Raw genomic sequence first — 12,224 nt, 5'->3', positions numbered from 1 at the left:
AAGACTGTATTGACGTAAACTTAGGAACCGCCGTATACCGAACGGTACGTACGGTGGTGTGGGAGGTCGGCTACTCAAATAATGGGTAGCCTCCTACCCGATTGGTGTTGATGTGCGGTACGAAGCAGCGAGCGACACTAGTGTCGTACCATGAGAGACAGAGCTTTGGGATCATCGCGGTACACAGCCGACTGACGTTGGGAGGTGGAATAAGGAGAACAGGGGGAATTAGTTACATGATAAGCAAGGTGTGAGCATAAATTTCAATAGGGGTTGTTTTATCAGAAGGGGGAGTGCATATGCGAGAACCGTTCCGGAATGAACCGTTTACCGACTTTACGCGTAGCGACAATATCGCCGACTTCCAGGCGGCCCTGATGAGCGTGGAATCACAGCTTGGCCGAACGTACCGACTGAAGATTGGCCCGGACTGGCTGGATACGAGTGCAAAGGCGAAGTCGCTGAATCCTTCCCATATCGCGCAGACGGTCGGCATCGTAGCGCAAGCAGATACGGAGCTTGCTCATCAGGCCATGCTTGCGGCGGCGGCGGCATATGAGAAGTGGAAGCGAGTGCCGCCAGCCGCCAGAGCAAGGGTGCTGTACAAGGCGGCAGCTATTCTTAGGCGCCGCAGACACGAGTTCTCGGCGTGGCTCGTCTATGAAGCAGGTAAAAATTGGGCGGAAGCGGATGCGGATACGGCGGAAGCGATAGATTTCATGGAGTTCTACGGCAGGGAAATGGAGAAACTGTCAGAGTGTCAGCCGCTAGTGCCGCTGTCAGGAGAGCATAACGAGCTAATTTACTTACCTCTGGGCGTAGGCGTCATTATACCGCCTTGGAACTTTCCGCTGGCCATAATGGCGGGCATGACGATGGCTTCGGTCGTCGCGGGCAATACCGTCGTGCTGAAGCCGGCAAGCGCCGCTCCCGTAGTGGCGGCAAAGTTCATGGAACTGCTGGAGGAAGCCGGGCTGCCGGATGGAGTGGTCAACTACCTGCCCGGAGCAGGCAGCGAGATCGGTGACTTCCTTGTGGAGCATCCTATGACCCGGTTCATCGGATTCACCGGCTCCAAGGAGGTAGGGCTGCGCATTCATGAGAAGGCGGCCGCCAGACAGCAGGATGGCAAATGGCTAAGAAGAGTCATCGCGGAGATGGGGGGCAAAAATACAATTATCGTGGATGAGGACGCGGAATTGGATGCGGCTGCCGAAGCGATTACTTCGTCCGCCTTCGGCTATTCCGGTCAGAAATGCTCCGCGTGCTCTAAAGCGGTTATCCATGCAGCCGTCTATGAAGATATCGTGGAGCGAGTCGTGGAGCGTGTGAAATCATTAAAGATGGGCAAAGCGATGGAGCAATCCTCAGCGATGGGACCTGTCATCGATGAACGCGCCTATCGCAATATTTTGAGCTATATCGAGAAGGGTCGTACCGAGGGGGTCTTAATCCACGGGGGAGGCAAAGGGGACAGTAGCGGTTATTTCATCGAACCGACGATATTCAAGGATGTCGCTCCCTCTGCATGCATTGCGCAAGAGGAGATATTCGGTCCTGTGCTCGCCTTCATCCGTGCCGATAACTTCGATGCGGCGCTGGATATTGCGAACAATACGGAATACGGCCTGACCGGCGCCGTCATCTCTCGCAATCGGAACAGATTGGAGCAAGCCCGGACAGAATTCCATGTCGGCAATCTGTACTTCAATCGCAAATGCACGGGAGCGCTCGTCGGCGCCCATCCCTTCGGAGGCTTCCATATGTCCGGCACGGATTCCAAGGCGGGAGGGCGCGACTATCTGCTTTTGTTCCTACAGCCGAAGGTTATATCGGAGAGATTCTGATTCGAGAACATTGAGTTTTCGAGTAGTCGAAGGGACTACATGCGGAGTCTGAACGGCTTCTTATATAGCGGATACAACCACTTCACGCCGCTTGGCGTGAGGGTATCCGCTGCAAGATGAGACATGTATCCCAGAAGAGCGGTCATCCCCAGCCCTTCCATGCCCAGATCCTGCTCCATTCCCCAGCCAAGCCATCCCCAGATCGGCAGAACCCACACCGTATGGGTCATGCCGCGATGCTTCAGCCATGGCGCCCATACGATGAATGCGCCTAGTCCCATCAGCCAGGTACGGTCGGCAATTAGACCCTGGTAGATCAAATACCCCCCCACCAGGCTAACCATCGTATTACGAAGGACTCCTTGCTTCATGACGAGTCCGATCAGCAAGCCGGCGAAGGCGAGCCCCGTCATCGTCATCGATACGGGCTGAGCCGTCAAGTACAAGTAACCAATAATGGCCAAATAAATGATGCTGATCCATAACACCCATGTCCGGATATGTCGACTTAGCTTCGTTATTCTGCTTGTCAGCATGCTGGGGCCATCCAGATCGGCGCTCAACGCAGAGAATGCCGCAACGGCAATATAATAGACGCTTTCGCCCCATGCCATATTTCCAGACGTATAATAAACGGAGGCAACGCCTCCGATTGCCGCTCCAATAGCCAAATGTGTTTTTCCTCGCATGCTTACACCTGCCAATCCGTTTATTGCTCTTGATGTTACAAGTGCTCTTTGTTCACCTTTTCGTTTCGTACCATTTGCTCCAGCTTCTCTACCAGCTGTGCATGCATAGTGTCTCTTTTCTTCAGGCTCCAGAACGATCTGCGCTTGCTCTTCTTCAGCATCTGAAGCAAATATAGCTTTTCATTCAAGGTAAACACGGACATTCCTCCCATGTCATAAATTCTATCTGAATGTATAAAGTCATACCAGAAAGCTGACCTATCTCTCTATATTATGCTACTGCTCTGCTTTTTGAAAGAGACGCTTTAGGTCAATGTTGGATATGAATGTACGATGAAATGTAACGCTGAACCCAATTCTTTTCATGCGAAAAGTAAAAATATTACCCGCAGGAAGTCATAATCCCTCCTTCAACGTATGGACAAAACCATTATGATGGGTGTACTGCTGATATAAATATTGAATGAGGTGATTTTCAGGTGAGCGCACCAAGAGCTGCAAATAAGCAAGTAACGATGCCCGGACCAAAGAAGTTCTGGTCGCCAGGTCGTAAGGAAGCACTGATCGGTTGGTTGTTTCTTTTACCCGAAGTAGTAGGCATGCTGCTGCTGAATGTATTCGCGTTGTTATTCTCATTATATTTGAGTTTCTCCTCCTGGGATCTATTGTCCGGTCTGTCAGGAATCAAGTTTTCTGGTCTTGATAATTATATCAAGCTGTTTCAAGACGAAGCGATCGTCAAAGCTTTGATGAACAATCTGCTTTTCACTCTGCTGACTGTGCCTGTATCCATTGCTATCGCATTGGTGCTGGCGGTTATTATTCATTCCAAAGTGTACTTTAAAGATTACTTCAAAGTAGTCTTCTTCATGCCGTACATTTCCTCCATTATTGCTATAGCAGCCGTATGGAGCGCACTTCTTCATCCGTCATTAGGACCTATCAACCAATTTTTAATGGATATAGGCATAGACAATCCGCCGCGTTGGCTTGTAGATCCCAAGACATCGCTCCTTTCCATCGCCATTATTAGTATTTGGGCGGGAATCGGCTACACGATTATCATTTATTTGGCGGGGTTGACGAATATATCGGAAGAGCTTTACGAAGCTGCTGAGATTGACGGCGCCACTTCTATGCAGAAGTTTATGAAGATTACGACACCAATGCTTCGTCCGACGACTTTTTTCTTGTTCATCACGATGCTTATCGGTTCATTCAAAGTGTTCGACATCATTGCCTTTCTTACGGAGGGAGGACCACATAATTCCTCTACCGTACTGGTATTCCGAATTTATGAAGAAGGCTTCCGCGACTACAATATGGGATACGCTTCTGCGATTTCCTGGTTGTTGTTTGCCATTATCGGCCTTATTACGGCGGCAACCTGGAAAATGAGAAAAGATGACACGGTGTAAGGGGGAGAATAGATGTTAGTATTGAAAAAAAACATGTCGAAAGTTATCGTAACCATCATTATGGGAGGACTATCTATCTTCTTCCTGGTGCCATTTATTTGGATGTTGTCGTCGGCATTCAAGTTTGAGAAAGACGTCATGCGGTTTCCGATTCAATGGATACCTGAAACGATTAATGTCGTGTATAATTTCAAAACGGTCTGGATGGGCAAAGTGCCGTTTTATTTATTTTATTTCAACTCTATCAAGATCGCTTTAAGTGTCACGCTTATTACAGTTATCATTTCGTCAATGGCGGCCTACGCATTTACTAAGCTGCGGTTCCGGGGGCGTGACATGGTATTTTTTGCATTGATTTCGTACATGATTATTCCGGCGCAAGCGACGTTGATTCCGCGATTCATGCTCATCAGATGGATGGGCTTGTACAATACGCATGCGGCGCTCATCCTGATGGACATGTTCTCCATTTATTTTACGTTTTTGCTGCGCCAATTCATGATGAGCGTAAGCAATGATTTCATCGAGGCTGCCAAGATCGACGGAGCGGGATATTTCCGAATCTTTTGGTCAATCATGCTTCCATTGTGTAAGCCGGTTCTGGCAACCGTCGCCATTATCAAATTTATTTGGACCTGGAACGACTATCAGAATCCGCTTATTTTCCTGTTGGACAAGGATTTGTATACGATACCGCTAGGCATGTCGCTGTTCCGGGATGATTACACGAACAATTATGCGATTATGATGATGGCATCGTTGTCTGCCATTATCCCGCTATTAATTGTTTTTGTTATTCTGCAGAAACAGGTGATCAATGGGATCGCCCTAGGCGGCGTGAAAGGTTAATTTCATTTTTTAGGACAGAGAAGATAGAAGAAGTCAAATATTTACACGATGGACCTAAAAATAATACTCTTTGAGATTCCTGCAACAGCCTATAATAGGTAACAGAAAACGATTACAACTATGATTACAAGGGGGAAACAAAATGCAAGTGAAGAAAAAAAATATGATGCTGTTACTCGCAGTTATACTGACGTTTGTCATGGTATTAAGCGGGTGCGGTAATTCAGCAGACAACAAACAGAACAACAATGGATCTGAGGCGCAAGGTGGTTCTCAAAAAGAAGAAGAACGCTCAGATGAGCAAGTCACGATAAAGTATTACAATTGGGATAATGAGGCAACTGCAGACAGTACTCGTGCCTTGCTGGATGAGTTCGAACAAGAAAATCCAAACATTAAAGTAGAGCATGTAGTGCTTGTTCCGGGTAACTCTGTAGAGATGTTGAAGAAGTTAGACTTCCTGATTTCCTCCGGCGAAGCGATCGACGTGATCAGCGTTCCAAGTCTTGGCGCTGTAGTGGAAAGAGCGGCAAGAGGTGCTTTGGAGCCGTTGAATGCGTTTTACGAGAAGGACGGTCTTGTACCGGAAGACGAATATCTGGTTAATCCCAAAATCGATGACCAATATTATGGGATGCAATTTACGACAGGTTATCAACTTGTTCTGTTGAATAAAGATGCGTTGGATGAAGCGGGTCTTCCCGTACCAACTTATGGATGGACCTGGGATGACTATCGCGAATATGCGAAAAAGCTGACCAAAGGCGAAGGTGTGGACAAACGTTATGGAAGCTACTTCCATACGTGGGAGTTGTATATGAATCCTCCCGCGCAGACGGTTATGAGAGACCCGTTCCGTTATGAAGACGGAACAACAAACTACTCTGATCCAACGTTCAAATATTTCTTCCAACTCCGCAAGGATATGGAGACAATTGACAAGTCGGCAAAAACTTATGCAGATGTGCTGGCAGCAAAACTAAATTACCGTACAGAATTTTTCAATGAAGAAGCCGCTATGATTTTGACGGGCAGCTGGATGATACCAGATCCAGGCAATCAAGAGCAGTATCCGCATGATTTCGTCACCGCATTTGCACCGGTTCCGCTGCCACCGGCAAACGCGCAGCCTAAAGATTACGAAGGCGGGAAATACTTCGTCGGCGGGGGACATCTGACGATGGGAGCTACCTCCAAGCATAAAGATGCGTCCTTCAAACTGATGCGCTTCCTGACTACGGTTGAATCAGATCACAGAACGGAATTCTCTGGCTGGAAGAAAGCCGATCCGAATCCTATTCTTGATCGCCTGACAGGTGATAACAAAGAGATGTATGATCTGGATTCTCTGAAAAACACTTTGTTTGGAGATGACATTGCCTATCTGGATGCTTCGAAGGTTCTGACTACTTTCGGTTCGCAGTTGGGCAAAATTCAAGCTGACGGTTTCAGTAAGTTCATGTTGGGTGATGAGTCTGTTGACGAGATTCAAAAATGGATGGTAGAGGAAGCAACGAAAGTAATCGAAGAAAACACAAAATAATTGAAAAAAATATGCATGGCAAAAATGCGTTCCAAGCAGGTCTAACCCTCTTAGGAACGTATTTTTGTTTAATAAATAGTTGAGGTGAGGGATATGAACCAGTTGAATGAGAAGCTGTGGTACAGACAACCGGCGTCAAAGTGGGAAGAGGCATTGCCTATCGGCTCGGGCATGCTCGGCGCTATGGTATTCGGGGGCATTATGGAGGAACGAATACAATTGAATGAGGACTCGATCTGGTATGGAGGGCCCATGAAACGCAGAAATGTAGATTCGGGCAAGCGTATGAAGGAAATCCGCGAGCTTCTCTTTCAAGGCAAACTTAATGAAGCTGAACGACTGGCACGAATGACGCTCACCTCAGCTCCGAAGCACTTCGGACCATACCAATCACTAGGGGATTTAAAATTATTTTTCCACGGTGTGTCTGGAGAAGCGCAATCATATAGGCGTGAGCTTGATCTCCAGGAAGGGATCGTTAAACTGAAGTATGATGTCTCGGGCATTCGTTTTGAACGGGAAGCGTTCGCCAGTTATGTAGATCATGTTATTGTGTTGAGATTGAACGCAGATGTGCCCGGTGGAATAAGCTTAAGCGCACATCTAGGGCGACGGCCCTTCGATGGACAGATAAGCAGAGAGGGCTCTGATACGGTATTCATGACGGGGCAATGCGGACCGGACGGCGTTCATTACTGTACAACTGTCAAAGCTGTAGCCACTGGAGGAAGTGTGTTTGCGTCAGGTGATTTTTTGTCTATTGAAGCAGCGGACAACGTCACATTCTACGTAACTGCTGCTACGACTTTCCGATTCAAGGATCCGTATGAAGAATGCTTAAGAAGACTTGAAGTAGCTACGGCAAAAGAGTATTCGGCTATTCGAAACGATCACGTTCAAGATTACAGGAGTCTGTACGGCCGAGTGAGTCTTGAGTTAGAAGAGTGCGAGCGCAACGATCAGAATAGGCTTCCTTCAGCATATCCAGCCGATGAAAGATTAGCTCGTCTGCAGGAAGGATATAGCGATAATGGTATGATGGCATTGTTCTTCCAATATGGCCGCTATCTTCTAATTTCTAGCTCACGACCGGGAACATTGCCTGCTAATCTGCAGGGGGTATGGAATGAGAGCTACACACCGCCATGGGAGAGCGATTATCATCTGAATATTAATCTCCAGATGAACTATTGGCCTGCGGAATCTTGCAATCTGGCAGAGTGCCACGAGCCGGTATTCGATCTATTGGATCGAATGCGGGAGAACGGCAGAGAGACAGCGCGGGAAGTCTACGGGGCGAGAGGGTTCGTGGCCCATCACGCAACTAATCTGTGGGCGGATACCGATATTGTCGGACTGTACATGCCTGCAATTATTTGGCCAATGGGCGGAGCCTGGATGGCTTTGCATGCATGGGAGCATTATCGCTTTAGCATGAATGAAGCGTTCTTGAGGGAACGGGCTTACCCGATCTTGAAGGAAGCTGCAGAATTTGTACTGGATATACTCGTCGAAGACAAGTCAGAACGGTTGGTGACAGCGCCCTCCGTATCACCTGAGAACAGTTACAGGCTGCCTGGAGGGCAGGTTGGCCGTTTATGTATCGGTCCCTCTATGGATTCTCAGATTGCATATGCCTTATTCCAAGCTAGTATTGATGCGATCAGCATGCTTCAGATAGATGAGGAGTTTGGTCAACGACTGCGGGAAGCGCTTGAGAAATTACCTGAGCCGCGTATTGGGAAGTACGGGGGCCTTATGGAATGGGCGGAGGATTATGAAGAGATGGAACCCGGTCATCGCCACATCTCTCATCTGTTCGCCTTATATCCCGGAGAGCAGATAGCGCCTAACCATAATGATGAGCTTGCGCATGCCGCGAGAATCTCATTGGAACGTCGTTTAGCCCACGGTGGCGGCCATACTGGATGGAGTCGGGCTTGGATTATCCACTTCTGGTCCAGATTGAAAGTAGCGGATATGGCATTCGAGCATTTGAAGGCGCTGCTGGATCATTCCGTGCACCCTAATCTGTTAGGCGATCACCCCCCGTTCCAGATTGATGCGAATTTCGGAGGTACGTCGGCGATTGCGGAGATGCTGCTGCAATCGCACAGAGAGGAAATTAGCTTATTGCCTGCTCTGCCGGCAGTCTGGCGTACGGGCAAGGTAACTGGACTGCGTGCCAGAGGAGGCTGTGTGGTGGATATCGCGTGGAAGGATGGGAAGCTGGACTGGGCCGTTATTCATGCCAGTTCGGACAGAGAGTGCATCATAAGACATACACCGCTCAACCGTCGTGCGAGTGGCGCCGATGAGCAGAATTCAGGACATAAAGCTCTGCTGTTGCGAATGGTTGGCGGACAGAGCTACCGATTGGGCTTGGCCGATTTTGACAATGATTCGTTGTACGAGTGATGGAAAGTCAAAATTTTACCCCTAAGTCTAAAAATCTTTCTATCTATCGGGCGGAGAGCTTACTATAATGGTGAATATGGCAGGTGATTGATATGAGAGGAATGTTCAAGAGCACTTATTATCGTAAAATTCAACTATCTTTCATTATGCTGATCCTGCTGCCCATTATAACAGTGTCGATTATATCCTATGTGCTGAATAAAAACTCCAATATGGATAATATCGAATTGACGAACAAAAGCATTCTGCAGTTAATGGAAAAGGAAATTACGGAGACGATTAACGACTTGTCCTATGCATCTCTTCTGTTCACGGAGAATGATCTGTTAAAGCCTTACTACAAGCATTACGCATCCTTGGGCAGCATTAATAGTTATCAGGATTATACGACTTACAACGGCATTGAAAGTCTGTTGACGCTTGTGTCGTTCGAAGCGACGCTAAATCATATCCATCTATTTGTCGCGAATGAGCAAGATTTGATTATATCTACGCCGGGTTTCTTCGGAATGGCGAATGATATGGCTCGATTAGAGAAGCACTGGTCGGAAATTAGAGCCAAGGAGTCGTTCACGACATTAGGACATCACTTTCAATGGTTGGGAGCAGTATCCACTGAAGGGAGTTCGGAGAAATATTTCTACGGCTCCAGGATCATTACGAATCCCAGTTCCGGTCGCTTGCTGGCGGTATTGAATATCGGTATTTCGGAGAAATATTTTACGGAGCTGTTCGAACCAGTAGAAAGGGGCAAGTTTGCCTTGTTTGACAGCGAAGGGATGCTGTTTGCCGGTTCTGATGATGTTGTGCTTACACCGCAAGGCGCTGATCCTGCTGCAATACGTGACAGCGCGGTCATACCGATCGTCAATTGGACGCTTGTATTCGAGACGCCAAAGCAAGATGTAGTTGGCCAGTTAAATAAGACTTTCTATGTGAGCGGTATTATTATCGCCATTTCGATGATTCTGTTCTTGTTGTTGTCCATGCTTGTTGCCAAAACTCTGCATAAGCCGATTTATAAGCTGCAACGCATAGCCTCTCAATTCGGGGGCGGCAATCGATCTATGCGTTTTGTGGTGACGGGCAATGACGAGATGAATGAGCTGGGGCGTACGATTAATGACATGTTGGATCAGATCGAAGAACTGATCTCGGATATAAGAGCCGAGCAGGATGAGAAGCGAAGGATGGAGCTTCATACGCTTGCGAATCAGATAAGGCCCCATTTCCTGCTCAACACGCTTAATGCGATAAAGATTAGTTTGATCATGAATAAGGATATCGCTCACAGCGAGAAAGTCAATTCGCTTATGACGTTGCTTCGCAATTATTTGAAGCTGGAGGAACCGTCCTTGTTGCGTGAAGAATGCGAGATACTTTCCCATTACGTCAGCCTCATGGAGATGCGCAGTGATATGTCGATTCAGTGGCAAGCGGATTACAGCGAAGAAGCGGGGCGTTGTCAAATTCCGAAATTGCTGCTGCAGCCGGTTGTGGAGAATGCGATTGTACACGGCTTCGTGGAACGGGAGATTAACCCTATCATTACGCTGCATGCTTGTATTCGCAACGGAAATCTTGAGATTGCGGTGTCGGATAACGGAGCCGGCATGACGGAGCTTGAGCTTGCGGTCATGAATCGGAAGCTGCTTGAAGCTGAGCTACCGGACAGGATGGATCCTGACCACATCGGATTGAATAATATTTTGAAGCGAATGAAGTTGCTGTATGGTGCTGAAGCTGGTATGCATATTGTGGCGAATGCGGATGCCGGCATAACGGTTAAGTTAGGCTTCCCGGTCATCCATTCGGTAACGGATAAGGAGTGGTAAGCTTGTATAAAGTGCTGCTAATCGATGACGATGCGTTGATGCTGAAGTATTTGAGTGGATTGATGCAGTGGGATGATCTTGGAATAAGTGCGTTGTTGCAGACATACTCCAGTGTCAAAGCATTGGACTTATTCAAGCAGGAACAGCCCGATATCGTCATCACGGATATTGGGATGCCACAGATTAACGGGCTTCAGCTCGCAGATCAATTTAAACGGATGAAGCCGGATGTCCGAATTATATTTCTGACTTGCCATGAAGAATTCGAATATTTGAAGCAAGCGATGAACATGAATGCAGATGAATATTTGCTGAAGGACAAGCTCTTTGCATCGCAGCTGGAGGAGGCGCTGCTCAAGTCTATGAAAGCGTTGCAGCAGAATGCCGTCCAGGAAGCGAGAAATTCGTATCAGGAAGATTTCGTTCGCAATTTAGACGTGCTCAAGACCTCTTTTTTCAAGCAATTGACTGAAAGCGGCGGAGACGAACAGGCTGCCGTTCAATATGCTCGTCGTCTGGGGGTGAAGTGGCGATACCCTTCGTTCAAGATGGGCATTGGGCATATACAGCAATCCAGTCTTTATGGACGTTATACACAAAAGGATATTGAACTGCTCCGTTATTCGGTGTACAACATCGCGTCTGAAATTTCTGAGCGGCATGAAGGAATCAGCGTATTTCGGCATAATGGATATTTGATGGTATTGATGAATTATCGCAATACGGCAACGGGCACGCCGCAGCAAGATATACAGCGGTATATGGAGGAAGTGCAGCGTCATGTAGAATCCTTTCTGAAGATTCAGATCAACTTCGTCTGTTGTATGTCTGAGCTTACGCTTGGCGGCATAGCTGTTGCGAATAGAAGATGGCAGTGGGAACGATGGCAGCTGTTTTATGAGAACACGGACTTGTTGCTGTGGAGATGGGACCGTCATTGCTTGCTATATCCTGTACCTGGCAGCCTGAAGGCATATGCGAAAAAAGTGGAGGGTGCCGTATTGGAAGGGGCCGAAGGGGCGGTCATGAAGCTGCTTGAGGAGATGAGAAGGGAAGCTTCGGAGAAGTTCGTCCAGCCTCTGGAATGGATTGCACTCTGTACGGAGCTGATACGTACGCTGGAGGTGAAGCTGTCTGTCCGGGCGAAAGACGAGATGTTCTATCTGTCATTGGATGCGGCGATGAGCAACGATGAATTGATCGGCTTGTTAAGATGGAGACTGAGCGAGCTGATGGAACAAAGCAAGAAGCCGCAGCAATCAAAGCACTCTGAGCCGAAATTGCAAGCGATCGATCATTATATTACGAGCCATTTGTCAGACAATATTAGCTCCATTGATATCGCCCACTTTCTAGGCTTCAATCCCAGTTACTTCTCCAGGTATTTCAAACGTTTGACCGGCATGAATATTACGGACTACATGCATCGCTATAAGGTGGGGGTTGCAGAGCAAATGCTTCGCAACAGTGATGAGAAGGTAGAGCATGTTGCTGCGAAGCTGGGGTATTACGAGAGAAGCTACTTCTCTAAGGTATTCAAGAAATATACCGGCTTGACGCCTACCGAGCTGCGCGAGAAGATCAAGTAGATGGCAGACTGATTAATAAGCCGTACAGTTATAGAG

9 protein-coding genes are annotated in these 12,224 nt (G+C 47.7%); 7 read left to right on the top strand and 2 right to left on the bottom strand.

Annotation, left to right across the window (positions count from 1 at the left end; all coding sequences use genetic code 11):
• The first annotated feature begins 299 nt into the window (after positions 1 to 299).
• Positions 300 to 1,847, top strand: a complete 1,548-nt coding sequence (gene pruA / locus ACFQ2I_RS19435; RefSeq protein ID WP_377567187.1) for an L-glutamate gamma-semialdehyde dehydrogenase — start codon at positions 300 to 302, stop codon at positions 1,845 to 1,847.
• Positions 1,848 to 1,882: 35 nt separating this feature from the next.
• On the opposite strand, the gene ACFQ2I_RS19430 is transcribed toward pruA, so the two are convergent.
• A complete protein-coding gene (locus ACFQ2I_RS19430; RefSeq protein WP_377567185.1) occupies positions 1,883 to 2,536 on the bottom strand; it encodes a metal-dependent hydrolase in 654 nt (217 codons plus the stop codon).
• Positions 2,537 to 2,571: 35 nt separating this feature from the next.
• Positions 2,572 to 2,733: a hypothetical protein gene (locus tag ACFQ2I_RS19425; RefSeq protein WP_377567183.1), complete on the bottom strand. Its 162-nt coding sequence runs from the start codon at positions 2,731 to 2,733 to the stop codon at positions 2,572 to 2,574.
• Positions 2,734 to 3,051: 318 nt separating this feature from the next.
• Here ACFQ2I_RS19425 and ACFQ2I_RS19420 point away from each other — a divergent pair, with 318 nt between their 5' ends.
• From ACFQ2I_RS19420 to ACFQ2I_RS19395, 6 genes are all read left to right on the top strand, one after another.
• Positions 3,052 to 3,954 carry a carbohydrate ABC transporter permease gene (locus tag ACFQ2I_RS19420; RefSeq protein ID WP_377567199.1) on the top strand — a complete coding sequence of 301 codons (903 nt, stop codon included), beginning with the start codon at positions 3,052 to 3,054 and terminating at the stop codon, positions 3,952 to 3,954.
• Between the two features lie 12 nt (positions 3,955 to 3,966).
• The gene (locus tag ACFQ2I_RS19415) at positions 3,967 to 4,803 is read left to right on the top strand and encodes a carbohydrate ABC transporter permease (RefSeq protein WP_377567181.1); all 837 of its coding nucleotides are present in this window, start codon (positions 3,967 to 3,969) and stop codon (positions 4,801 to 4,803) included.
• Between the two features lie 142 nt (positions 4,804 to 4,945).
• Positions 4,946 to 6,346, top strand: coding sequence for an ABC transporter substrate-binding protein (locus tag ACFQ2I_RS19410; protein ID WP_377567179.1), 1,401 nt, complete (start codon positions 4,946 to 4,948; stop codon positions 6,344 to 6,346).
• Between the two features lie 93 nt (positions 6,347 to 6,439).
• Positions 6,440 to 8,764 (top strand): glycoside hydrolase family 95 protein, encoded by a 2,325-nt coding sequence (locus ACFQ2I_RS19405; RefSeq protein WP_377567177.1) that lies wholly within the window; start codon positions 6,440 to 6,442, stop codon positions 8,762 to 8,764.
• Between the two features lie 92 nt (positions 8,765 to 8,856).
• The gene (locus tag ACFQ2I_RS19400; RefSeq protein ID WP_377567175.1) at positions 8,857 to 10,599 is read left to right on the top strand and encodes a cache domain-containing sensor histidine kinase; all 1,743 of its coding nucleotides are present in this window, start codon (positions 8,857 to 8,859) and stop codon (positions 10,597 to 10,599) included.
• An 11-nt stretch (positions 10,600 to 10,610) separates the two neighbouring features.
• Positions 10,611 to 12,188 (top strand): response regulator transcription factor, encoded by a 1,578-nt coding sequence (locus tag ACFQ2I_RS19395; RefSeq protein ID WP_377567197.1) that lies wholly within the window; start codon positions 10,611 to 10,613, stop codon positions 12,186 to 12,188.
• The last annotated feature ends 36 nt before the right edge of the window (positions 12,189 to 12,224 follow it).

Origin of the sequence: Paenibacillus chungangensis (genome assembly GCF_042675905.1) — a bacterium.
Taxonomy (GTDB): Bacteria; Bacillota; Bacilli; order Paenibacillales; family Paenibacillaceae; genus Pristimantibacillus; species Pristimantibacillus chungangensis.
The sequence above is the reverse complement of the archived record's forward strand: the minus strand, read 5'-3'. Positions and strand labels throughout refer to the sequence as shown.